Source organism: Trebonia kvetii (assembly GCF_007827045.1).
Classification (GTDB): domain Bacteria; phylum Actinomycetota; class Actinomycetes; order Streptosporangiales; family Streptosporangiaceae; genus Trebonia; species Trebonia kvetii.
The window spans coordinates 958,707-979,370 of sequence record NZ_RPFW01000001.1 but is presented as its reverse complement, the minus strand read 5'-3'; the positions used below and the strand labels follow the sequence as shown (position 1 = coordinate 979,370).

Annotated in this window: 27 protein-coding genes and 1 pseudogene; 14 read left to right on the top strand and 14 right to left on the bottom strand. The window is 71.4% G+C overall.

All coding sequences use genetic code 11. From position 1 onward, the window contains the following. Positions 1-6 precede the first annotated feature (6 nt). Entirely contained in the window at positions 7-621 is a 615-nt protein-coding gene (locus EAS64_RS04385; RefSeq protein WP_145851380.1) for a hypothetical protein, read from the top strand. A 128-nt stretch (positions 622-749) separates the two neighbouring features. On the opposite strand, the gene EAS64_RS43320 is transcribed toward EAS64_RS04385, so the two are convergent. Next, positions 750-896 (bottom strand): hypothetical protein, encoded by a 147-nt coding sequence (locus EAS64_RS43320; RefSeq protein ID WP_187365689.1) that lies wholly within the window; start codon positions 894-896, stop codon positions 750-752. A 459-nt stretch (positions 897-1,355) separates the two neighbouring features. Here EAS64_RS43320 and EAS64_RS04380 point away from each other — a divergent pair, with 459 nt between their 5' ends. Further along, positions 1,356-1,628 carry a tetratricopeptide repeat protein gene (locus tag EAS64_RS04380; RefSeq protein ID WP_145851379.1) on the top strand — a complete coding sequence of 91 codons (273 nt, stop codon included), beginning with the start codon at positions 1,356-1,358 and terminating at the stop codon, positions 1,626-1,628. A 55-nt stretch (positions 1,629-1,683) separates the two neighbouring features. On the opposite strand, the gene EAS64_RS04375 is transcribed toward EAS64_RS04380, so the two are convergent. Continuing rightward, positions 1,684-2,130, bottom strand: a complete 447-nt coding sequence (locus EAS64_RS04375) for an Ig-like domain-containing protein (RefSeq protein ID WP_145851378.1) — start codon at positions 2,128-2,130, stop codon at positions 1,684-1,686. A gap of 117 nt (positions 2,131-2,247) precedes the next feature. Continuing rightward, positions 2,248-3,795 carry a polysaccharide deacetylase family protein gene (locus EAS64_RS44505; RefSeq protein WP_222848981.1) on the bottom strand — a complete coding sequence of 516 codons (1,548 nt, stop codon included), beginning with the start codon at positions 3,793-3,795 and terminating at the stop codon, positions 2,248-2,250. A 489-nt stretch (positions 3,796-4,284) separates the two neighbouring features. Between EAS64_RS44505 and EAS64_RS04365 the strand changes: the two genes are divergently transcribed. The 3 genes from EAS64_RS04365 to EAS64_RS04355 all read left to right on the top strand — a co-directional run bounded on the left by EAS64_RS04365 (position 4,285) and on the right by EAS64_RS04355 (position 6,849). Then, on the top strand, positions 4,285-4,821 hold the full coding sequence (locus EAS64_RS04365; RefSeq protein WP_500691514.1) for a DUF8189 domain-containing protein: 537 nt from the start codon (positions 4,285-4,287) through the stop codon (positions 4,819-4,821). Between the two features lie 287 nt (positions 4,822-5,108). Further along, a complete protein-coding gene (locus tag EAS64_RS04360; RefSeq protein ID WP_145851376.1) occupies positions 5,109-6,341 on the top strand; it encodes an IS110 family RNA-guided transposase in 1,233 nt (410 codons plus the stop codon). A gap of 34 nt (positions 6,342-6,375) precedes the next feature. After that, the gene (locus tag EAS64_RS04355; RefSeq protein WP_145851375.1) at positions 6,376-6,849 is read left to right on the top strand and encodes a DUF8189 domain-containing protein; all 474 of its coding nucleotides are present in this window, start codon (positions 6,376-6,378) and stop codon (positions 6,847-6,849) included. 54 nt (positions 6,850-6,903) lie between these two features. On the opposite strand, the gene EAS64_RS04350 is transcribed toward EAS64_RS04355, so the two are convergent. Together EAS64_RS04350 and EAS64_RS04345 are read right to left on the bottom strand one after the other, a co-directional pair. Beyond that, a complete protein-coding gene (locus EAS64_RS04350) occupies positions 6,904-8,268 on the bottom strand; it encodes a sensor histidine kinase (protein WP_145851374.1) in 1,365 nt (454 codons plus the stop codon). Between the two features lies 1 nt (position 8,269). After that, entirely contained in the window at positions 8,270-8,953 is a 684-nt protein-coding gene (locus tag EAS64_RS04345; protein WP_145851373.1) for a response regulator transcription factor, read from the bottom strand. Positions 8,954-9,276: 323 nt separating this feature from the next. On the opposite strand from EAS64_RS04345, the gene EAS64_RS04340 reads away from it, so the two are divergent. The 5 genes from EAS64_RS04340 to EAS64_RS04320 are packed head-to-tail and all read left to right on the top strand — an operon-like array spanning position 9,277 to position 12,685. Continuing rightward, a complete protein-coding gene (locus EAS64_RS04340) occupies positions 9,277-9,558 on the top strand; it encodes a hypothetical protein (RefSeq protein ID WP_145851372.1) in 282 nt (93 codons plus the stop codon). Then, positions 9,555-10,577 (top strand): FAD:protein FMN transferase, encoded by a 1,023-nt coding sequence (locus EAS64_RS04335; RefSeq protein ID WP_145851371.1) that lies wholly within the window; start codon positions 9,555-9,557, stop codon positions 10,575-10,577. Before EAS64_RS04340 ends, EAS64_RS04335 begins: the two co-directional genes overlap by 4 nt. After that, a complete protein-coding gene (locus tag EAS64_RS04330; RefSeq protein WP_145851370.1) occupies positions 10,570-11,160 on the top strand; it encodes a ferric reductase-like transmembrane domain-containing protein in 591 nt (196 codons plus the stop codon). Before EAS64_RS04335 ends, EAS64_RS04330 begins: the two co-directional genes overlap by 8 nt. Continuing rightward, a complete protein-coding gene (locus tag EAS64_RS04325; RefSeq protein ID WP_187365688.1) occupies positions 11,157-12,470 on the top strand; it encodes an NADH-ubiquinone oxidoreductase-F iron-sulfur binding region domain-containing protein in 1,314 nt (437 codons plus the stop codon). Before EAS64_RS04330 ends, EAS64_RS04325 begins: the two co-directional genes overlap by 4 nt. Next, positions 12,467-12,685, top strand: a complete 219-nt coding sequence (locus EAS64_RS04320) for a ferredoxin (protein WP_145851368.1) — start codon at positions 12,467-12,469, stop codon at positions 12,683-12,685. Before EAS64_RS04325 ends, EAS64_RS04320 begins: the two co-directional genes overlap by 4 nt. Before the next feature lie 148 nt (positions 12,686-12,833). Here the strand turns inward: EAS64_RS04320 and EAS64_RS04315 are convergent, their stop codons facing one another. The 4 genes and pseudogenes from EAS64_RS04315 to EAS64_RS47310 all read right to left on the bottom strand — a co-directional run. Next, positions 12,834-13,835 carry a Rieske 2Fe-2S domain-containing protein gene (locus EAS64_RS04315; RefSeq protein WP_187365687.1) on the bottom strand — a complete coding sequence of 334 codons (1,002 nt, stop codon included), beginning with the start codon at positions 13,833-13,835 and terminating at the stop codon, positions 12,834-12,836. Between the two features lie 95 nt (positions 13,836-13,930). Next, a complete protein-coding gene (locus EAS64_RS43315) occupies positions 13,931-14,086 on the bottom strand; it encodes a hypothetical protein (protein ID WP_187365686.1) in 156 nt (51 codons plus the stop codon). Positions 14,087-14,166: 80 nt separating this feature from the next. After that, positions 14,167-14,580 (bottom strand): DUF3048 C-terminal domain-containing protein, encoded by a 414-nt coding sequence (locus EAS64_RS44500; protein ID WP_281283216.1) that lies wholly within the window; start codon positions 14,578-14,580, stop codon positions 14,167-14,169. Positions 14,581-14,708: 128 nt separating this feature from the next. Continuing rightward, positions 14,709-14,984: pseudogene (locus EAS64_RS47310) on the bottom strand (DUF3048 N-terminal domain-containing protein); the annotation flags it as partial. On the opposite strand from EAS64_RS47310, the gene EAS64_RS45535 reads away from it, so the two are divergent. Beyond that, positions 14,899-15,213, top strand: a complete 315-nt coding sequence (locus EAS64_RS45535; RefSeq protein WP_246115514.1) for a hypothetical protein — start codon at positions 14,899-14,901, stop codon at positions 15,211-15,213. The pseudogene EAS64_RS47310 and the gene EAS64_RS45535 sit on opposite strands and share 86 nt — an antisense overlap. 93 nt (positions 15,214-15,306) lie before the next feature. Here EAS64_RS45535 and EAS64_RS04305 read toward each other — a convergent pair whose 3' ends face one another. From EAS64_RS04305 to EAS64_RS44495, 3 genes are all read right to left on the bottom strand, one after another. Further along, positions 15,307-15,909, bottom strand: a complete 603-nt coding sequence (locus EAS64_RS04305) for a peptidoglycan-binding domain-containing protein (RefSeq protein WP_222848979.1) — start codon at positions 15,907-15,909, stop codon at positions 15,307-15,309. Positions 15,910-16,091: 182 nt separating this feature from the next. Further along, on the bottom strand, positions 16,092-16,772 hold the full coding sequence (locus EAS64_RS04300) for a polysaccharide deacetylase family protein (protein WP_222848978.1): 681 nt from the start codon (positions 16,770-16,772) through the stop codon (positions 16,092-16,094). 7 nt (positions 16,773-16,779) lie between these two features. Continuing rightward, positions 16,780-16,971 carry a hypothetical protein gene (locus EAS64_RS44495; protein ID WP_222848977.1) on the bottom strand — a complete coding sequence of 64 codons (192 nt, stop codon included), beginning with the start codon at positions 16,969-16,971 and terminating at the stop codon, positions 16,780-16,782. Between the two features lie 247 nt (positions 16,972-17,218). On the opposite strand from EAS64_RS44495, the gene EAS64_RS04295 reads away from it, so the two are divergent. Next, complete coding sequence (locus EAS64_RS04295) at positions 17,219-18,376, top strand: S1C family serine protease (protein WP_246115513.1); 1,158 nt, start codon at positions 17,219-17,221, stop codon at positions 18,374-18,376. Between the two features lie 251 nt (positions 18,377-18,627). Here the strand turns inward: EAS64_RS04295 and EAS64_RS04290 are convergent, their stop codons facing one another. Both EAS64_RS04290 and EAS64_RS48055 read right to left on the bottom strand, forming a co-directional pair. Then, on the bottom strand, positions 18,628-19,080 hold the full coding sequence (locus EAS64_RS04290) for an SRPBCC family protein (protein ID WP_187365685.1): 453 nt from the start codon (positions 19,078-19,080) through the stop codon (positions 18,628-18,630). Positions 19,081-19,239: 159 nt separating this feature from the next. Then, the gene (locus EAS64_RS48055) at positions 19,240-19,533 is read right to left on the bottom strand and encodes a hypothetical protein (protein ID WP_500691513.1); all 294 of its coding nucleotides are present in this window, start codon (positions 19,531-19,533) and stop codon (positions 19,240-19,242) included. 16 nt (positions 19,534-19,549) lie between these two features. Between EAS64_RS48055 and EAS64_RS45525 the strand changes: the two genes are divergently transcribed. Together EAS64_RS45525 and EAS64_RS04280 are read left to right on the top strand one after the other, a co-directional pair. Next, positions 19,550-19,789, top strand: coding sequence for a hypothetical protein (locus tag EAS64_RS45525; RefSeq protein WP_246115590.1), 240 nt, complete (start codon positions 19,550-19,552; stop codon positions 19,787-19,789). Positions 19,790-19,893: 104 nt separating this feature from the next. Beyond that, on the top strand, positions 19,894-20,646 hold the full coding sequence (locus EAS64_RS04280; RefSeq protein ID WP_145851365.1) for a hypothetical protein: 753 nt from the start codon (positions 19,894-19,896) through the stop codon (positions 20,644-20,646). Positions 20,647-20,664: the final 18 nt, after the last annotated feature.

Here is a 20,664-nt window from a genome sequence, read left to right as displayed (position 1 = left end):
CCTGCCTTGTCCCCACAGCTATCCAGGTTCAGCGCTTTGTCCGGCGTCCTGTCCGGCCTGCTCCTCGCCGTCGCCGGTGCGGTCAGCGTCTTCACCGGCAAGACCGCGGGCGCGGCGTTCGTCATCGCGCTGTCTCCGGCGCTGGCGCTGCCGCTTCTTGTCGCCGTATACCAGCGGCACGCCGCCGCGGCGGGAGCGTTCGGGGTGGCCGCCTTCGGCACCAGCCTGATCGGCCTTGGGCTGTTCGGCGGCGCGGTGTTCGTCAAGGACACCACGCTCTTCTACCTCAGCACGGCGGTCCAGGATCACCTCAAGCACGAGCCGACGATCGTCGCACTCCTCGGCGCCGCAGTGGTCTTCGTGGCGGGAACGGTGATGTTCGGGATTTTCCTGCTGCGTACCCGGGCCTGCCCGCGGCTGCTTGCCTGGGCCTACATCGTGTGCCCTTCGCTGCTCGCGCTGCTGTCGCCGCTGCACGACTCACCGCTGCAGAACGCCAACCACGCCCTGGCCGGGGCCACGATCGCCTGGCTCGCGCTCATGCTCTGGCGGACGGCGCCGGACATCACCATCCCGGGCTCCGAAGTCAGGCATCCTGCCGGAAGTACGCGGCAGGCGTGACCTGAGGGCCAGCGCCCCCACCAGGGTGACACTCAGCGGGGGAGCAGCGGCCCGCAACCGTTCGGATAAAAAATCTTGAATATCCCGAACGGTTGCGTGCGCTGCCCCTCAGCCAGGAACCACGTTGGTTACGGCAGGGTGATCCGGGCGGCGAGCCCCAGGTACTCGCCGTACCGCTGGGCGGCCCTGTCGAGGGCTTCGATCTGCGCGGGCGTCAGGGCGCGGTAGGGCCGCAGGTCGAACCGCACGTGGTCGCTGGCGATGCTGCGTCGCATGGCGTGCGGGGACCGGTCAGCCCGAGCAGCCAGCCGACCTCGGCCTGCACAAAATGCCACTTTGTCCGTTAACGGCATGTACTGACTGTCACGGATCCCGGTGCACGGCCACTACTGGACCGACGTCTTCCCGCCCATGATGATCATGGGCCTTGGCCTGGTATTCGTCGGCGTCCAGATCGCCGGTACCGACTCGGGTGCGATGTAGCGCTCACCGACCCCGAGGGCAGGTCGGACGTGTCGAGGGCCGACTTCGCCGTCGCCATCCTCGACGCTATCGACAGCCGTGCGCACGACAGGGCCCACATTAGCGTCGCCTACTAACCACAGGTAATGGGACCTCGAGGGTCGGGCCGGGACCAATAGGAACGGATTGAGCCGAAGAGATCCGCGCACTTATTCTTCGCATATGGATGGGTTAGCGACATCGCGTGTCGTCTCTCAACTTAGGGGGTCCCGTTGACTGGCGAGGAAGGCAAACAGTCCAAGGCCGGGCAGTGGTACCGCAAGGCCGCCGATGCGGGCCGCGCGTTCGCGATGAACGACCTCGGGGCCCTGCTGGGCCGGGCCGGCAGACCGGCCGATGCCGAGCAGTTGTACCGCAAGGCAGCCAGCGCCGGGGACTCGCTGGCGATGTACAACCTCGGGGCCATGCTGGCCGACCAGGAGGGCAGGCAGGCCGAGGCCGAGCAGTGGTACCGCAAGGCGACCGACGCTGGGGGCGGGCGGTAATCATGACATGGTTGCCATCACCATCGGGCATGGCCCTGCACTGCTAGACCGTGTGTCAGCGCGATCGGAAGCCGACGGTGACCGGCCGGGTCTGCCGAGGCTGGTCCTCGGGACGGTCCAGGTCCCGGTCGAACACCCGGCTAACCGAGTTGCCTGCCACGTCCTCGAGGACGGGATCGACGACGAGCTGGTGAGATCCGGGTGCCCAGGCCCGCGACGGCGCCAGCTGCCATGACTGCTCACCGCGCCCGATCGACGGCGTGCCGTCGACTGGCCGGCCGTCCGGCCCGCTCACCTGCAGGCACCGGGCGAGCAGACCGTGATCGAGCGGGCGGTCGAAAGTGACCCGCAGCGGCTCGGACGTTCCGGCGGACGGGGCCGTCAGCACCCAGCGGCCGGGATCGACATGGCGGCGCTCTTCGCCGCCGACGTGGTACCGCCGCTGCGCGGGAGCCAGCAGGGGGAGTCCCTGTGAGCGCCGCGGCTGGGAAACCGAACTCACAGGCTGGACTTGACGTCTAGCTGCGACGCGATGAGATCGGCCCAGGCGTCGCTGGCAGGCCAGTTCCGGTGATCACCGTAACGGCCACCGGTGGCAAGAGTGCCTGGTGTTGTCCTGTTAGCCGGTCAGCGCCTGCAGGGTGACGAAGCCATAGCCGCGGGCGCGGAGGCCGTCGATGATCGCTGGCAGCGCGGCCGCGTCGAGGGTGGTCCCGTCGTCTGGGTTGGAGCCCAGGTGCATGAGTACGATCTCGCCGGGCTGGGCCGCGGCCAGGACCCGGTTGGTGACCGACTGGACGCTCTGGCCGCCGGAGGTGCCTTTCCAGCCGAGCGAGTCCACGGTCCAGCGCACCGGCACGTAGCCGAGGCGGTTGACGTCGGCGAGCACCCGGCCGTTCACGTCACCGAAGGGGAAGCGGAACAGGGGCCGGGTGTCGGCGCCGTTCGCCCGCAGGATGGCCTGCTGCGCGCCTAGCACCTGGGCGGTGACCTGGGAGTCGGTGAGCTTGGTGAAGTTGGGGTGGCTCACCGAGTGGTTGCCGACCAGGTACCCGTCCTGGATGATCGCGTTGGCCTGGGCGGGGAAGTCGCGGACCCAGTTCCCGGTGAGGAAGAAGGTCGCCCGGACGTTCTTGGCCCGCAGCGTCGCAGAGATGGACGGCAGCCCCGCCGCGTTGGAGCCTGCGTCGAAGGTGAGCGCCACGACCTTGGAGCCGGTGGGGATGCGGGTCCAGTCGGTGCCGAGCAGCCCGCTTGCCGGGGGCGCTGGAGCCGACGGCGTCCACGCCCGGGTAAAGCCGGACCAGCCGCCGGACCGCCAGGTCGCGGCCCAGACCGCGTTGTCGGTGCCGCGGACCGCGACGTCAACGCCCGGTGCGGGCGATCCGGCGGCCGCCGGGCCGTCGATGAGCACGCCGCCCACCTTGCGCCAGCCGCCGAACGCGCCCGCGGTGCCCGTGTTGGCCCACAGGGCGTTGTCGGTGCCGCGGACGAGTACCTGCACGCTGCCGGGCATCCGCGCGGCCGCGGGCGCGCTGTAGGTCGTCCCGCCGAGCCGCTTCCAACCGGACCACCGGCCGGCCGACAGGGCGTCGCGCCACACGGCGTGGTCCGTGCCCACGGCGTACACCTCGACGCTGCCGGGCGCCGTGCTCACCGCGGCGGGCGCGGTGACGACCCTGCCGCCCAGCCTGGTCCACGCGCTCAAGGCTCCGCCTGGTGCCCTGGCCGCGGCCAGCACCGAGCCGTCGGGCCCCCTGATGACCGCGTAAATGCGGCCGTCGCTCGCGCCAGCCAGCGCCGGGGAGGCTGACATGCTGCCGCCCCAGCTCTGCCACGGACCCCAGATCCCGTTGCTCAGCGTACGGACCCACAGGGCGTTGTCGGTGCCGCGGGCACCGACCATCATCGTCGAGTTCCCGGCGACGGCCGCGGACGGAGCGCCGATGATCGTGCCGCCGAGGCCGGCCTGCGCGGACCAGGTGCCATTGCGCACCGTCCGCAGGTACACCGCGTCACCCTGGCCCCGGTAGAAGGCGTAACCGCTGCCCGCCGGATCGACGGCCAGCGCCACCGCCGATCGTGCCGCCTGGTTGGCCGGCACACTGGCCAGCGCCGGCCGGCTGGTGCCCGGCATCACGCCGAGCCCGAAGGCTCCGGCAGCCACGCATGCCGCGGCAATCCCCATCTTGCGAGAGCGGGAGAAAGAAGACTGAACTGAGGACACGACCGATCACCCTCTACGGTTACTTACCGGTGTACCCCCAGCGCGTACGGAGACCCGGACCGTACGTCCTCGGCTGCCAGCCAATGGTCCGGCCCTCACGCTGGATCATCCCTGCTGCCTGGGCCCACTACGCCAGCAGCGGTTTCGTCAGCACGGTATGCAGCCCAGGGGGCCACCGTGAGAGATGGTTTATTGAGGTCGTCTGGCTATTGGCTGCGGGTCGTCCGCCTCTGCCGCCCCGGTCAGGATCCGGAGATCCTGTGGTTAGGGCGGAGCCATCACGATGGCGAGCCCATCCGGGACCCTGGCGCAACAATCACAGTGATCCGCGAAAGCACATTCATCAAGGGCGGCCTGGGGTCGGCGGCGCGATCACTGCTCATGCCAGGACCGGGTATGCGGTCTCGGGTCAAGGAGAGGGTGTTGACGATGTCCATACGGCTGACGCGGGCGTTGTCTGTCGCTGCGGCGGCATCACTAGTGATCATCACGATGGGTTCCGCCCGGGCTGGCGCCGCGGGCGCGGTCCCGGCAGTTCGCGCGGACTCACCTCAGCCGGGCGTCACGCTCGGCGTGGCCGGCGAGGGCAACGCGTGGACCGACCTCTTCTATGCGGGCACGAGCGGCCAGGCGTGGATGTTGCACATGTCTAACATGGCCCAGCCCGTTCCGGTGTCCTTGGGCGGCAAGCTGATTGGCGGTCCCGCGGCAGTGTGGATCCGGCCAGGCACCTTCCCGATCAGTGGCTTTGCCGTGTTCGGGCGCGGGATGGACAACAGGCTGTGGTGGCGGCACCAGAGCAGTGCCGGCTGGTCGGGCTGGGCCCCCCTGGGGGGCGCGCTTACCTCCAAGCCGACCGTGAACATCGGCGCGGCCGTGGCACCAGACGCGCTGTCGGTCTTCGTACGCGGCCCCAACGGGTCCGTGTTTGGCCGCACCCTGCACGGAACCCCTAATGGGAGTTAGCCGGGTCAGTCCCGCGTAGAACACCAGCCCCGTGAGGAGCGGGAGTTCGCAGGGGTGCAGACTCGGTCCGGCAGCCGCTGGCGGGTGAGCACTGCACACCCCCAGGAGCACGTGAGTCCTAGGGTTAGACCGTGCCCCTGCCAGTGAGTCCGGGAGACATGACCGCTGTTGGGCTGTCGTGCCCGCCGTTCGCGGCGTGAGCACTGATCCATTAGGGTGCGAGCCGTTCTCCCGCAGGCTGCCGTGGCCGGTCGTTTCGTGGTCGTGATGCGAGGAGAACTGAGACGTTGCTGTTCGTCGGGGATGACTGGGCCGAGGATCACCACGATGTGGAGATCCAGGACGAGACGGGCCGCAAGCTGGCCGCCCGGCGGCTGCCGGAAGGCGCGGCCGGGATCGCCCGGCTGCATGAGCTGATCGCCGCGCACCTGGGCCAGGACGGCGATCCCGGCGAGGTGGTCGTGGCGATCGAGACCGACCGGGGACTGTGGGTGCAGGCACTGACCGCGGCCGGCTACCAGGTGTACGGGCTCAACCCCAAGCAGGTCGCGCGGTTCAAGGAACGCTACAACCTGTCCGGGGCCAAGAGCGATGCCGCCGACGCGCACGCCCTGGCCGACATGGTGCGCACTGAGCGGCACCAGCTGCGTGCCGTGGCTGCCGACACCGCCGCCGGGCAGGCGATCAAGGTGGTCGCCCGGGCGCACCAGACGCTGATCTGGGAACGCACCCGGCATACCCTGCGGCTGCGCTCGGCGCTGCTGGAGTTCTTCCCCGCCGCGCTGGCGGCCTTCGCCGGCCTGGGCCTGACCGGCGCTGACACCCTGGAGCTGCTGGCCCGGGCCCCTGATCCGGCGGCCGCGGCGAAGCTGACTCTCGCTCAGGTCAGCGCCGCGCTGAGACGGGCCCGCCGCCGCGACGTGCCCGCCAGGGCCGCCGCGATCAAGGACGCGCTGCGCGTCCCGCAGCTGGCCCAGCCCGCCCAGGTCACCGCCGCCTACGCCGCGGCCGTGCAGGCCGCCGTCGCCGTCCTGACCGTGCTCAACGAGCAGATCGCGCAGCTGGAAGCCCAGGTGGAGGCACATTTTCTGCAGCACCCGGACGCTGAGGTCTACCTGTCCCAGCCCGGCATCGGTACCGTCAACGGCTCCCGGGTGCTCGCCGAGTTCGGGGACGCGCCCGGCCGCTACGCCTCCGCCAAGGCCCGCAAGAACTACGCCGGCTCCAGCCCCATCACCCGCGCATCCGGGCGCAGCAAGGTCGTCCTGGCACGGTTCATCCGCAACGACCGGCTAGCCGACGCCCTGCAGTCCCAGGCCCTCTCCGCGCTGAGCGCATCACCAGGAGCCCGCGCCTACTACGACAAGCAGCGCGCCCGCGGCCTCGGCTACAACTCCGCACTCCGCCAGCTCAGCAACCGCCTCGTCGGCATCCTGCACGGCTGCCTGAAGACCGGTACCCGCTACGACGAGGCAACCGCCTGGCCAGGCGCCGCAAACACCGAACCCCTCGCAGCTTGACATCTAAGCCCTTGGGATGTCTAACCCCGGCGAAATGCAATGGACGCCGTGGGTCAGCCTCGGCGGCAAGCTGCTCCCTGGCACGGCTCCGGCTTCAGCCGGCAACGCTTCAGGGCTGTTCGTCGCCGCGGTAGGCACCGACCATGCCATCTGGGTCAGAGAACGGCTGGTCGGGAAGACGCTGTCTCCCTGGCACTCGATCGGCGGCAAAACCGCGGCTGACCCGGGCATCGCCACCCCGGCACCGAACGCGGTGGTGGCGTTCGTGCGCGGTACCGACGGTGCGGCCTGGTACAACGAGTTCTTCGGCCGTACGACGGGCGTCTCCGCTGGCTGGCACTCGATGCACGGGAAACTCACCACGGGCGTGAGCGCGATCACCCAGCGGGAACTGGGGCGCTACGGTCGGACCAGCGTGTTCGTGCTCGGCACCGACAACCAGCCCTGGACGAAGAGCGGTACCTGGCCAGCCCTTTCCAGCTGGGTGCGGGTACCCCTCGACTACTAACCGTGCACGCGGACCGGCTCCCTCTCGATCGTCGGCTTCACCGCAGTCGCTGAGTCAGCGGGCGGCGCCTGGCAGCCGCAGGCTGACCACGGCGCCGCCGCCCGGGCCGTTACGCGCGGCCGCTGTTCCGCCGTGGGCGGCGGCGATCGCCGCGGCGATGGCCAGCCCGAGGCCGGCTCCGCCGCCGTCGCGGGAGCGGCTGGCGTCGGGGCGCCGGAAGCGCTCGAACGCGTGCGGCAGGAAATCCGCGGGGAAGCCAGGGCCGGAGTCACGGACCTCGATGGACAGGTCGGGGCCGTCTTCCCTGGCGGCGATCACCACAACCGATCCGGCGGGTGCGAAGCGCAGTGCGTTGCCGAGCAGGTTGTCGATGGCCTGGCGGATCCGGTCCGGGTCGACGAGGGCCCGGGTCCCGGCCGGGACGTCGATCTGGCAGGTCACCTGCGCCGCCGTCAGGCGGGCGGTGGCGTGGTCGGCGCTGCGCGAAAGGAGCTGTCGCAGGTCCGTCTCTTCGAGCCGCAGGTCGAGCTGGCCGGCGTCACCGCGGGCGAGCACCAGCAGGTCGTCGGTGATCCGGGCGAGCCTTTCAGCTTCCTCCGCCGAGCTGCGCACAGCGGCCGCGAGTTCCCTGGCGCTGCGGCCCGGCCGCCCGGCCAGTTCGAGTTCGCCGCGCAGCACGGCGAGAGGGGATCGCAGCTCGTGGCTGGCGTCGTCGACGAAGGCACGTTCGCGCTCGATCGTGCGGCGGAGCCGGGTGAGCAGGTCGTTCATGGTCCCGGCGAGGGCGGCGACCTCGTCCCTCGTGCGGGGGACCTCGACGCCGGCGGCGTCACCGCGCTCGGAGAGCGCCGCGACCTGCCTGCGCAGCCGCTCGACGGGTGACAGCGCGGCGCGGGCCAGCCAGAAGGCCCCCAATCCGGCGATGGCGACGAAGATGCCGCCGCCGATGGCCAGTTCGCGCAGTACCTGACTCTGCGTGGCGTCGTATGTTTCCAGTGAGACGGCGGCGACCGCGACCAGGCCGGGATGGCCCGCCAGCGGGGCGGCGGTGACCCTGGTGTCTTCCTCGTCGATAGTCCGGGTCACCGACACCTGGGCGCGCCGGGCCCGGCCCAGCTCGGCCGCGGTCAGCAGCGGCGTGGTACCGGCGTCGGGACTGCCGCCGCGGACCCGGCCGGCGGAATCGACTACCTGCAAGAGGTATTCGCCGGGCACGGGAGTCGCGGTCGTGGCCGGCTGCGGCCCGGTGCCGCTGCCTGGCAGGTAGCGTGCGGCCTGGACGAGCTGGGCGCTGAGCTGGGAGTCGATGGCGCCAAGCTGGGCGGCTGACAGGGCGCTGCTGAACAGCCACCCGCCGATGGCGAACAAGAGCGCGGCCGCGGCCGCGAATGCCAGGGCCAGGCGCAGCCGGATGGGCATGTTACGGGCGCTTCCAGCCGTGACGGAGCCGGTAGCCGATGCCCCTGACCGTCTCGAGGTCGTGCCGGCCGAACGGTGCGTCGACCTTGCGCCGCAGGTAGTTCACGTACTGGTCGACGACGTTCGAGCCGCCGTCGTAAGCGAAGTCCCACACCGCCTCGATGATCTGCGAGCGGGTGAGTACGTCGCCGGGATGCCGGAGGAACAGCTCAAGGAGGGCAAGTTCCTTCGGGGAAAGCCGCAGTTCCGTCTCCGCTCGCCACGCTCGTTTCGCGGCGGGGTCGAGCCGCAGGTCTCCTTCGGCGATGACGACGGGGCGCGGCAGCTCACCTCGCCGGGCGAGTGCCCGCAGCCGGGCGGCCAGCTCCAGCAGGCTGAACGGCTTGACGAGGTAGTCGTCCGCCCCGGCGTCCAGCCCGCGCACCCGGTCTCCCACGCTGTCCCTCGCGGTCAGCATGAGCACCGGGGCCCATTGCCCTTGTCCCCGAAGACGGCGGCAGAGCTCGAATCCGTCGAAGTCCGGCAGCATGACGTCCAGGATGATCGCCCCGTAGGAGTTCTCGGTGGCCAGCCACGCGCCGTCTTCGCCGTTGGCGGCGATGTCGACGGCGTGCCCTTCCTCTTCAAGCGCGCGCTTGAGAAGCCGGGCCATCCGGATTTCGTCTTCCACTACGAGCACCCGCATGTCCCGAGGCTAAGCCGCCCATTATGTGAAAATCATGAGGGCGTTGGGCCCTGCTTGCAGGGCCAATGGGCCCAACGGCGACCTTCGCGGAAGATGAGAGCGGCTGACATGCTTCTCTCACCGTCATCTCACCAGCAGTCGCGCAACCTGGCAGCAGCAGCTCATCCTCACGCCAGGAGTGCGTAATGGACCATCAAGACCCATCAGAACGGCGGCTGCCCGGCACGCGGGAGCCATGGCAGGCTTGCGGCGGCCCAGTTGAGTCACCGCCGGGCCGCGCAGAGCCGGGAAGCCGGGACCAGGGCATCCGGCAGGTGCGGCGCTTGTCGAACTGGACAGCGGTCATGCTGGTGGCGGCGACCGCCGTCACGGCGGGCTATTTCGCCCGGGCCAACGTGAGCGCGTCGCACCCGGCCGCCACGGTGACCGGTTCGCAGCCGCCGGCAGCCAGCTCGCATCAGCCCTGCGTCACCGTGCCGGTAGCCACCTCGGGCGGCTCCGGTGTCACCACTCAGACGCCGGCTCGGACCTGCGCTCCGGGAACTAACGGCACCCGCCCCGCCATCGTCTACGTGAATTCGGGCGAGAGGGGGACAGACTCATGACACCGGTGCCGCAGTGGACCCCGGTGGACGTCGGTACCGTCGCCGTGGCCGTCGCGGAGAGGGACGCCCTCGGGATCGACGCGCGTGTCGCGGTGTGGCCTGCGGAGGGCCTGGCCAACGCGCTGAGCGCCGTAGACGCCGAGCTAGGTCAGCTAGATTGCCAGGCCAGCCGGTTCCGCGGCGATTCGGAGATCTCACGGATCCAGCGTTCCCGGGATCGCGCGCACCGGGTGAGCCGGGGACTGGCGGAAGCGCTGCGGGTCGCGCTGGCGGCGGCGCGGTGGACTCACGGCATGGTCGACCCGACGGTCGGCGGGGCGCTCAGCGCGCTGGGCTATGACCGTGACTTCGCGTCCGTCGACGCCGACTCCTGGGCGGGTGCCGGGCTGCCTGCCAAAGGGCCCGTGCCTGGCTGGCAGCGGGTCGCACTGGACGGAACCTTGCTGCGGCTGCCCGCGGGAGTCTGCCTCGACCTCGGTGCCACCGCCAAGGGGCTGGGTGCTGACCGGGCGGCGTCGGCTGCGCGGCGCGCCTGCGGACGCGGCGGCGTCCTGGTCAGCCTGGGCGGCGACATCGCCGTCGCGGGCCAGCCCCCGGCCGGCGGCTGGCCGGTCGCGGTCGCGGACTCATCCCTGGCGGACGGCGCGCCGTCCGGGCCGATGATCAGGCTCCGCGCGGGCGCGGTCGCGACGTCGTCCGTCACCTGCCGCCAGTGGCGGCGTGACGGACACCTGCTGCACCACATCGTCGACCCGCGCACCGGGTACCCGGCTACCGGGCCGTGGCGGACCGTCTCCGTGGTCGCGCCGAGCTGCGCCGTGGCCAACGCCGCCGCCACCGCGGCGATTGTCGCCGGGCACGAAGCGCAAGCCTGGCTGGCCGCGACCCGGCTGCCGGCGCGGCTCATCGGCCATGAGGGCACCGTGCGGCTGCTGGGCGGGTGGCCGGACGCCGGCGGAGCCCGGCTGCCCGAGGCGCTTACCGGGCACGCCGCGCTGCCGGAGCTGATCGATGGCTAGCGTGGCGGCGCCCGCGAACCCGCAGTGGCTGTGGTTCCTGTCCCGCGGCAGCGGGCTTGTCCTGCTGGTGCTGTTCACGGCCGTCGTGGTGCTCGGCGTCGCTACCAGGACCGGCTGGGCGCCAAGGTGGTGGCCGCGGTTCGTTGCCGCCGAGCTGCACCGGGCGCTGTCCCTGTTCGCTGTGGCATTGCTCGGTCTTCACGTCGTCACGGCGATCGCGGATCCGTACGTCTCGATCGGCTGGGCCGCCACGGTGATCCCGTTCCTGTCGCCCTACCGGACGCTGGCCGTCGGCCTCGGCACGCTCGCCGTCGACCTCGGGGCCGCCGTGCTGGTCACCAGCGTCGCGCGGAACCGGCTGGGGTTCCGTGCGTGGCGGGCGGTGCACTGGCTCGCGTACCTGGCCTGGCCAGCGGCGTTCCTGCACGTCCTGCGCGCGGGCGGGGACCTGCACGCCGGGTGGGTCGCGGCCATCATCTGGGGATCGGCGGCGGCCACGGCCGCGGCGCTGGCGGCACGCCTGGCATGGCGGTGCCGCCCGGTGCCGTCATCTCGGCCCGGGCTGCGCGGAGCGGGCCGATGACGCGGAGCCCGGAGAGTACCTGCCCGCCCTCCACGGCCGTGGACGTTCCAGGGACAGCCGTGCTGCCCCGGCTATTGCCGGAGGTCGCCGTCGGGCGGACCGTTTCAGCCAGCCTGCGCGAGCACCTGGGGCGGCATGGCACCCGGCCGTCCTGCGCCGGTGACTGGCGGCACAGGCAGCGGCTCATCGACGAGGTCGCGCGAGCGAACCTGACAGGGCGAGGCGGGGCCGCCTTCCCCACCGCGGTCAAGCTGCGCGCACTCGCCGGCGCCGCGCGCCCCCCGGTGGTCATAGCGAACGGAGTGGAGGGCGAGCCCGCCAGCGCCAAGGACAAGGTGCTGCTCAGATCCGCCCCGCACCTCGTGCTCGACGGAGCGGTCTGCGCGGCCGAGCTGACCGGCGCCAGCGAAGTCGTCATCGTCGCGCACCGCGCCGTCTGGGAAGCCGTGCACCAGGCCGCTGAGGAACGACGGCGAGCCGGATGCGACCCGGTCCCGGTACGCGTGCGGGCCGCCGCGGCGGGATTCACCGCGGGCGAGGCCAGCGCCGTGGTCCACTGGGCCGAACGCGGCGTTCCCGCCCCGACCGGCCGGCCGCCGCGGCTGGGCGGTCCCGGCCGACGGCCCGCCACCCTGGTGCAGAATGTCGAGACGCTCGCCCACCTCGCGCTGATCATGCGGTACGGCGCGTCCTGGTTCAGCTCGGCGGGAACCCCCGCCGAGCCAGGCACGCGGCTTGTGACCCTGCTGGGCGCGGTCCGGAACCCCGGCGTCTACGAGGTAGAGACCGGCATGCTGGTCGGCGACATGCTCAAGCTGGCCGGGAATGACGGAGCGCCGCTCGGCGCGCTGCTGATCGGCGGCTACTTCGGCACCTGGGCCGTCGCGGCGGACGCACTGTCCCTGCCGTTCTCCGCTGCCGGGCTGGCGGCGGCCGGCGCCAGCCCCGGCGCGGGCGTAGTCGCGGCTTTGCCCGCCACCGCCTGCGGCCTGGCCGAAACCGCGCGCCTCACCCGGTACCTGGCCGGCTCCTCAGCCGGCCAGTGCGGTCCCTGCGTATTCGGCCTGGACGCGATCGCCCGCGAGCTCGAGCAGGCGGCCGCCGGCGCCAGCTGCGATCTCATCCGGGTGCGGCGCTGGCTGGGCGACGTCACCGGCCGGGGCGCATGCCGGCATCCCGACGGCACAGCGCTCATGGTCGCCAGCGCCCTGCGCGTCTTCCGCGCCGAGATCGGGCTCCACACGCGCGGATGCTGCAGCGCCACCCAGACCACCGGAGTGCTTCCCGTCCATGACCAGGTGCTTCCGTGACCAGGCCGGCCAGGCTCGCCGTCGACCCCATCGCCTGCGACGGACGCGCGCTATGCGCCGAATTGCTTCCGGGCTTCATCCGGCTGGATGACTGGGGCTTTCCTGTCATCGCCCGCCGCGACGTGCCGGCCGAGCTTCAGGCAGAAGCCGCAACTGTCGTACGGCTGTGCCCCCGGCTCGCCCTGCGGCTGGAGCGGGCCAGGGAAGAGACGTGAGCAAGAGGAACAGCTCGGCGTCCTGTGGTACACCTCCGCGCTGTGGTACTGCAACGGCTACCACCTGCCTCACCTGTAGCCCGGCACGATTGAATATGCGCAGCTCGCATACGGTGACAGAGTCTTTGGCAGCAACAGGCGCCGAGGATCATATGGCGTAGAGCTGACCGTTGCTGCCCTTGGCGATCGTGAGGGGGGTCAGGCCGGTGGCGGCCGGGCCGGTTTCGACCGCACCGGTGGCGGCGTTGAACTGCGAACCGTGGCAGGGGCAGATGATGGCAGCGACGGACTGGTCGTATCCGACTGTGCAGCCGGCATGCGGGCACACCGCGTCGAAGGCCACGAACTTCCCGGCCGTGGCCTGGATCACGATGGAGGGGTCGCCGGTGCGGGGATCGGTGAACGACGCGGCCCCGCCGACGGGGACATCCTTGGCGGGCCCGATCACCGTGCCAGCCGGATGGCTGCCGCTTGGCGCAATGGGACCACCGGAGCTGGGCGTTGCATTCGGCGCGGACGCCGACTGGGACGGGGACAACGGCGTGGCACCGGAGCTGGACTTCGTGCCGCCGGCCAGCCGGCCCACGCCCGCCGCCACACCACCCAGGGCCAGACCAGCGACCGCCGCCACGGCCGTCACGGTCCCCTTCAGCACGACCTCCCGGCGGCTGGCCTCCTCCGCGCTCACCCGTCGAGAACCCCGCCGCGCACGCGCCCGAGCCGCGATCGCCGCGTCGGCGGACAAGAGCGGACCGCCGCCCGCTAGCAGCAGCGGCGTCCACGCGAACGCGAACACGATATCGGCGCCGGTGTAGTACGGCGAAGAGTGGAAGCTGACCGTAAGGAACAACAGCAGCGACAGTGCGACGCCACCCGCCGCGGCCAGCCGCTGCCACAACCCGAGCAGCGTGCCAAGACCGATGGCGACCTCGGCGAGGGCAATCAGGACGCCGAGCGGGACCGCGAGATGGGTCAGCGGCGAGATCAGCGGGTGGATGGGGCTGCGCCGGGCCGCGCCAGCCAGCTGCGCCTGGATCGACCCGGGATTACTGGCCTGGAAGAACCCGGGATTTGCCAGCTTCTGCAGTCCGGCGAAGCAGAACGTGAAGCCGAGGAATGCCCGCAACGGAAGCAGAGCCCGGCCCAGCACGTCAGGGCTAAGCGAACCAGGCGCCGGCTCGGGCGGAGGCGGGGGCGGAGTCGGAGCGGGGGACCGCGAAGGCCTGTGCCGCGAACGGGACCGGCTCACTGGCCGCTCATCGCCAGCGCGGGACGGATCCGGCTGGCCACTAGGACCTCGGCCAGCGCCCCGATGGCGAGGCTGGCGGCGATCAGCCATCGGGGGATCCAGGCTCCGCCGACGTTACGGCGCAACCAGTCCCGCAGCGCGTCCAGATCCACGGTAGCTAAGGGTATGGAAAGAACCTCTAGGACATAAGAAGGGTTTCCTCAGCGGATCGTCAGAGTATGCCGGACCTGTCCTACTTGCCGGCCGCGAGGACGATCCACACCGGGCCGCGGGCGAAGGTCATCGGCTGGCCGGATGTCGTGGTGAATGTCGTGCCGCTGTCGGGGTCTGACCGGGACCAGTGGGAGTCGTAGGCGCGGCCGCCGCGCAGCACGACTGCGGTGCCTGACCCCGTGGTCTCGGCATAGGGCGGGCGGCTACCCGCCTCGAGGAATCGCGAGGTGCGTACCTTCGTGTGCTGTATCACCACGGTCGGCGCGCTGAGCTGGCCGCCTTCGGCCGCGCGGGCTGGCTTACCGTCCATGGACACCAGCCAGGACCCGTCGCGGGCCGACCAGCTGAACGTGAACGCCGCCGCGGCGTAGGAGACAGGGAATGACTGGGTGGCCCGGCCGCCTGCGGGCGCGGCGCCGAACTGGAACCCGATGTCGCGGGTCTTGCTGGCACCGGGCGCTTGCGCCAGGAGCTGCCGGGTGCGGGCGTACAGATTGTGCGGCGCGATCCGGCGCGAATCGCGGAAGTACCCGCCGGCCCCGCCAGGAGGTCGGCGATCCTGGATCTTTGTACGAATGGGAGCAGGTGTGGTGTCGCGCCGGAGTACGCGAACGCGGGCCGGCCGAACTGGGCGAGCAGTTCCAGGTCGTCCTCCCGGGCGCTGCGTACTGGGCCGATGACCGCAGGGAAGTGCGAGGAGAACACGGCGAGGATCCGGCTCAGCCCGCCCTCCACCGGCAGGATGTAGACGATGTCCGCGCTCGTGAGTCCGGTCGGCGGCCGCGCCGCGGCGATGTTGTCGATCTTGACCGCCAGCACAGGCCCGGGCGCCGTCATGGGCTCACCGGTGAAAGGGGAGAACGACTGTGGCCGCCGCGGCCGGCCCGGCGTTGCCGGCGATGAGCCCGGCGGTGAACCGCCCGTGAACACGAGCACGAGCGATACGCCCAGCGCGATCGCCATGGCGCTGGCCGTCGCCGCGATGACCGCGGTACGACGACTCCACCGCAGCGGATTCCACCGGGGTACATGCACCCAGACCACGTCCTCACTTCGCATCCCTTGACGCGGGCTGGCAGCCCGAGGGCCCGGCGCCGGACAGGGCAGTTGTGGTGCCGGCAGTCGCCCGCTGTCCGTTCCGGGTAAGGGAAGGGCTTCCTCAGCCGGAGAGCGTCTCGGTGACTAGTGCCTGCCAGGTGAGCGGGCCGGTGATGCCGTCCACCGGGAAGCCGCGGACATCGAACGCGACGCCCTGCTGGAACGCCCGCACGGCGGCTTGGGTCTTCGGCCCGTAGATGCCGTCCACGTTGAGCGTGTGGCCGTTCTTGTTGTTCCTGAAGTTGACCTGGTCCTGCACGGCGCGCACGGCCGACCCGGTGCTGCCCTTGCGCACCGTGATGATGAGGGCCCGCCAGGTCGCGGCGTCGGTCACGCCGGTGGCCTTGAGGTGATGGGCGCGCTGGGACGCGAGTACGGCGTTCCTGGTCAGCGGGCCGAATACGCCGTCGACGGCGAGCTTGGCGCCGTGGGCGTTCAGCAGGTACTGCAGCGAGCGGACGGTGACCCTGGGCCATGTACTGTTCGGTCCCTGCCGCAGCACGGGCCACGGCTGGAGTCCCTTTATCTGGACGGCGGCCGACAGCAGCGTCGCGTTCGGCGTCGCGACCGCGCCCGCGGCGGGGACCCCGGCGATCGCTCCGGCTCCGGCGGCCCCGGCCGCCAGGGCGGCGGTGAGTGCGACAGCACCCATAGTGGTCTTCATTGTCGCGCCTCCAGCTTTATCGTGCGTTCTTGGCAATCGCCATGAAATAGCCCGAATCTCCGGTTTCGGTAGGGCGTGAGGGCCTGATTTCCATGTCCGTTGGTCACCTTTACCCCGGGCGTCGGCCGTGCGGGCGTCGCGGACCCGTGCCGTCCGTGTCGCCCTTGGCTGGCTCGCCCGGCTCAGCCGGTGAGCGCGTCCAGGGTGACGAATGAGTAGCCGAGCGCGCGCAACCCGCTTATCGCCCGGGGCAAGGCGTCGGCGTCGAGCGTGGTGTGGTCGTCAGGGTTGGAGCCGACGTGCATGAGGACGATCTCGCCGGGGCGGGCCGCGGCCAGCACCCGGGAGGCCACGACTTGGGCGGTGATGTGCCCCGCGGTTCCCTCCCAGCCAAGTGTGTCGATCGTCCATCGGATTGGCACGTATCCCGCCTGGTTGGCGATGGAGATGACGCGAGCGCTGACGTCACCGAACGGGAACCGGAACAGCGGCGCCGGGTCCTTCCCGGTCACGGCCGTGATCTGCCGGGCACCGCCGAGGATCTCCTGCTGCACTGCAGCATCGGCGAGTTGGGTGAGATGGGGGTGGGTGATCGTATGGTCGCCGATCCGGAATCCCGCAGCGGCGATCGACAGGGCGGCCACGGGGAAGTCGCGGACGAAGTTGCCGGTCAGGAAGAAGGTAGCCGGGACGCCCGCACGCCGAAGGGTCGCCAGTATGGACGGGACCGCGTCCGCGTTGGCGCCCGCGTCGAAGGTCAGCGCGACCAGACGGCGGCTGGTGGGGATGACGGTCCAGTCCTTCCCGGCAAGCCAGCCGGTGACCGGGCGGGTGCCGGGTGCCGACGAGCTGCCAGTGGGCACCGCCGGGCTACTGGCAGGCGTGGCGGGGCCGCTCCGCGAGGATGGCGGGCAGGTCGCGGGCACTTCGCCGCTCGTAGCGGGCGGGTGAGGTGATGACCGGGGAGAGGGGGTCGTCGACGACGGCGCGGCAGAATACGTCACGGTCGCTGTTCTCCCGGCTGATGGCAACGCCTGGCTGCCCGGCTGCGCGCCCCCGCATGCCGCCAGGCCAGCCATCACCATGGCGGCGGCCGCGGCACGGTGGGCGATGAGCAGGCTCCTCATGTCTTCAATATGCGCGGCAGGATGCCGGCGGGCAGCGGTCCTAGGGCCCCTTCCGGGCGCCGATGGTCAGGCGCTGCAGAAGGGCGGTTCGTCCCGAAGCGCCTAGACCTTATGGCCCTGGAACGGACGGCAGGCGGCGCGATATTCAGGTTGCTATGGCGTCTGTGGACGGGAGGCCCGGGATGAGTGCCGACGTGACCGGCGGCCACCTGCCGAGGTGGAAGAAGGACCGCGCGTCAGCGCACGCCCAGCCGTGGAAACCGGCGGTCAGTCGGCGGCTGGGTGCGGCGGGAATCACCATGGCCGTCCTGGGTGCGGTGGCCTGCAGCGCCGACTCAGGCGGGCCAGTCACGTCGGCATCGCAGCCCTCTGCGGCTACCTCCGCTGCTGCGCCGTCGTCTGCGATGCCTTCGTCCGGGGCCGCGTCTTCACTGGAGCAGCAGTACGAGCAGGTCGTCAGCCGGGTCCTGCCTTCGGTGGTGCAGATCTCGACGAGCGAGGGATCCGGGTCCGGGGTGGTGTACGACGCCAGGGGCGACATCGTCACTAACGCCCACGTGGTCGGCACCGCCACGACGCTGCAGGTGGGGCTGGCCAGCGGCGGCAAGCCGCTGGCCGCCACCGTCGTGGGCGTGTTCGCGCCCGATGACCTGGCGGTGATCAGGGTCCAGGCCGGTGCCGGGTCGCTGCGCCCCGCGTCGTTCGGCCGGTCGGCCTCGGTGCGGGTGGGGGAGATTGTGCTGGCCATGGGCAACCCGCTCGGCCTGACCGGGTCAGTGACCGACGGCATTGTCTCCGCCACCGGGCGAACTGTCTCTGAGGGGCAGGGCAGCTCGGCGGTGCTGATCAGCGCCATCCAGACCAGCGCGGCGATCAACCCCGGCAACAGCGGCGGCGCGCTGGTGAACCTGGCCGGGCAGGTGATCGGCATCCCAACGCTGGCCGCCGCCGACCCGCAGCTGGGCGGCGCCGCGGCGGGGATCGGCTTCGCGATCCCCAGCGACACCGTCACCAGCATCGCCGGGCAGCTGATCGCCGCCGGCAAGGTGACCAGCTCGGGCCGGGCCTCTCTCGGCATCAGCGCGCAGACCGTCGCCGACGCCGCCGGCCAGCCCGCCGGGGTCGGTGTCGCCGCCGTCACCGCGGGGGGCGCGGCGGCCCGGGCCGGGATCACCGCCGGCGACATCATCACCGCCCTGGCCGGCCAGCCGGTCGCGTCCCTCGCCGAGTTGCAGTCGGTGCTGGCGGCGCATAAGCCCGGCGACCGGGTGCAGGCACAGGTATCCCGTGACGGCACTACGTCCGCCTTGACGGTGACCCTCGGCAGCCTCACCAGCTAGCCGGGCCGACAGTACGGAGGACCGACAGATGCCTGACCTGAAGCCCGCGAAGCCACGACTTCCGCCGCGCTGGTTCATCCGGCTCGCCTGGATCATCCACCGCCGCCTGTACGGGTGGACGGGCGGGCGGCTCGGCCTGTGGCGGCCGAAGCCCGGCGGCTGGGGTGCCCTGCGCCTCACCACGACCGGGCGGCGGACAGGCCGGGCCCGCCCCGTGATCGTCGGCTATGTCGAAGACGGCCCGAACCTCGTCACCTGGCTTGCGCTTCCCGCCCGCTTTCCATCAGCTGCTTCAGCCCTGCCCAGTTCCGGTGCTCCCAGCGGGGGCCGATGACGCGCACCACAGGGGACAGGGCCCGCATGGCTCCCCGTAGCCTCATGTCCCAGGACCAGCGCATGCGCGTGCCCCCGTCGGCCTTGCTGAAGGTGAGGGTTCCGTCGACGTCCAGGTAGGACGACCGGATCGAGGTCGCCAGCCGACGGGGCCGGTCGTAGTCCACGATCTCCACGGTCATGACGCCTGCGGCACCCAGGCCCCTGGGCTGGGCGGTGAACCGGGCGCCTCGGCCGACGGGTCCTGGTGACGTCTTCTCCGCGCGGGCGATCCGCGCGTTGTACCGTGGCTCGTTACGCTCGTCGGCGACTATGTCAAACACTTGTTCTGCCGGTGCGGCGATGATGATCTCCCCGTTGATGCGAGCCATCGGCATGCCTCCTCAGGATCCAAGGCAAACATCGCATGCCCGGGGCGGACGGACCAGGGACCTTCGTCCGCCCCGGAACGGGATCGGGGTCTGGCCCGAGCCGTTAGACCCTGAATACGCAGCATGCCGTTGCGGGATCATCAGGCTATGGATAACCGATCAGGTTCGCTGGCGGCCAGTGCGATGGGGCGGATCGCCGCGCTGATGGATGGCCGGCAGGGACTTACCCCGCTGCAGCGGCGGCTGGCCGGGGTGGGCCGGGTGCTGGCCGTGGCGGCGGTGATGCTGTCGGTCATCGTGCTGGTCATCGGCCTGGCCCGGGGCCAGGGGGCGGAGCTGATGGTCGTCACCGCGATCAGCCTGGTCGTCGCCGCCGTGCCGGAGTCCCTGCCCGCGGTGGTCACCCTGGCCCTGGCGCTTGGCGCGCCGGATGTCCGCCCGCAACGCGCTCATCAGGCGTCTTCCGGCGGTGGAGACCTTGGGGTCGGTGACCGTCCTGGCCACCGACAAGACCGGCACCCTGACCCAGGGCAACATGGTGGTCCGCCGCCTGTGGACTCCGGACGCCGGCGAAGCGGAGATCAGCGGCACCGGGTACGGCCCGGGCGGCGAGCTGACCCGCGCCGGGCGCCCGGTGGACCCCGGCCAGGCCCCGGACCTCAGGCGCCTGCTGCCAAGTGCCTGGCGGCGCCCGCCGGCGCGACGTTGACCGCCATGCTCGGCAGGGCCAGAGGTCCCTGCCACGGAGGGACCTGTCCCCCCTGTACCGCGGGGCGCCGGGCTGCCTACCGTGAGACTGGGAGAGTGATAACCATGGCTACGGGTATTCCTAGCGGGGCTATCGCAGGTGCCGGCGGCCCGCGCGAGCCTGACGGCACCCCGGGCTTGCCGCCCGCGCGGCCGGGTGGCGGTTGGACGGCAGGGCGCGTCATCACGGTGGTCATCGGCTCGGTGCTGGCCCTGGTCTCACTCGGCCTGCTCGGCGGCGGTGGCACCTTGATGTGGGCTAATCAGGCGCTACGCCAGGGCGGCTACGTGACGACGGGGACCGTTACGTACTCCACCAGCGGGTCCGCGCTGGCCAGCGAGCGGATGAGCATGGGCTGGGGCTGGCTGCTTAGCGGGCTCGTCGGGGACGTCAGGCTCCGGGTCACCGCCACCGGCCCGGGCACGCCGGTCTTCGTCGCGATTGGTCCCGCGGGCCAGGTCTCGGCCTACCTGTCCGGCACCGCGTACACCACGGTGACAGGCACCCGTACGGGCGACCTGGTCATTCAGCATGGCACTGCCAGGCCCGCCCCGCCGCGAACGGCAGGGATCTGGGTCGCTCAGGCAGCCGGGACGGGCACCCAGGCATTGCGCTGGACCGCGGAGAGCGGTGACTGGATGGCCGTGGCGATGAACCCCGACGGCTCGCCGGGGCTGGCCGTGCGCGCCGACGCGGGCGTCTCCGCTCCGATGCTGTTCCGGCTCGCGGTCGAGCTGGTCATCGGCGGGATCCTGGTCGGCGCATTGGCGGCCGCGCTGCTCGCGGTGCCCGTGCGCCTGGCATCCGGCGCACGGTGACCATGCTGGCCCGCGGTG

Excerpts from the sequence above, each read along its gene's own strand:
- EAS64_RS43320 (WP_187365689.1), bottom strand. The coding sequence starts at position 896 with ATGCGACGCAGCATCGCCAGCGACCACGTGCGGTTCGACCTGCGGCCC.
- EAS64_RS04355 (WP_145851375.1), top strand. The coding sequence starts at position 6,376 with ATGCAATGGACGCCGTGGGTCAGCCTCGGCGGCAAGCTGCTCCCTGGC.
- EAS64_RS44495 (WP_222848977.1), bottom strand. The coding sequence starts at position 16,971 with ATGCGGGGGCGCGCAGCCGGGCAGCCAGGCGTTGCCATCAGCCGGGAG.
- EAS64_RS04305 (WP_222848979.1), bottom strand. The coding sequence starts at position 15,909 with ATGAAGACCACTATGGGTGCTGTCGCACTCACCGCCGCCCTGGCGGCC.
- EAS64_RS04335 (WP_145851371.1), top strand. The coding sequence starts at position 9,555 with ATGACACCGGTGCCGCAGTGGACCCCGGTGGACGTCGGTACCGTCGCC.
- EAS64_RS04345 (WP_145851373.1), bottom strand. The coding sequence starts at position 8,953 with ATGCGGGTGCTCGTAGTGGAAGACGAAATCCGGATGGCCCGGCTTCTC.
- EAS64_RS04325 (WP_187365688.1), top strand. The coding sequence starts at position 11,157 with ATGACGCGGAGCCCGGAGAGTACCTGCCCGCCCTCCACGGCCGTGGAC.
- EAS64_RS04365 (WP_500691514.1), top strand. The coding sequence starts at position 4,285 with ATGTCCATACGGCTGACGCGGGCGTTGTCTGTCGCTGCGGCGGCATCA.
- EAS64_RS04330 (WP_145851370.1), top strand. The coding sequence starts at position 10,570 with ATGGCTAGCGTGGCGGCGCCCGCGAACCCGCAGTGGCTGTGGTTCCTG.
- EAS64_RS04295 (WP_246115513.1), top strand. The coding sequence starts at position 17,219 with ATGAGTGCCGACGTGACCGGCGGCCACCTGCCGAGGTGGAAGAAGGAC.
- EAS64_RS04350 (WP_145851374.1), bottom strand. The coding sequence starts at position 8,268 with ATGCCCATCCGGCTGCGCCTGGCCCTGGCATTCGCGGCCGCGGCCGCG.
- EAS64_RS48055 (WP_500691513.1), bottom strand. The coding sequence starts at position 19,533 with ATGAGCGCGTTGCGGGCGGACATCCGGCGCGCCAAGCGCCAGGGCCAG.
- EAS64_RS45535 (WP_246115514.1), top strand. The coding sequence starts at position 14,899 with ATGTCCGCGCTCGTGAGTCCGGTCGGCGGCCGCGCCGCGGCGATGTTG.
- EAS64_RS04290 (WP_187365685.1), bottom strand. The coding sequence starts at position 19,080 with ATGGCTCGCATCAACGGGGAGATCATCATCGCCGCACCGGCAGAACAA.
- EAS64_RS04280 (WP_145851365.1), top strand. The coding sequence starts at position 19,894 with ATGGCTACGGGTATTCCTAGCGGGGCTATCGCAGGTGCCGGCGGCCCG.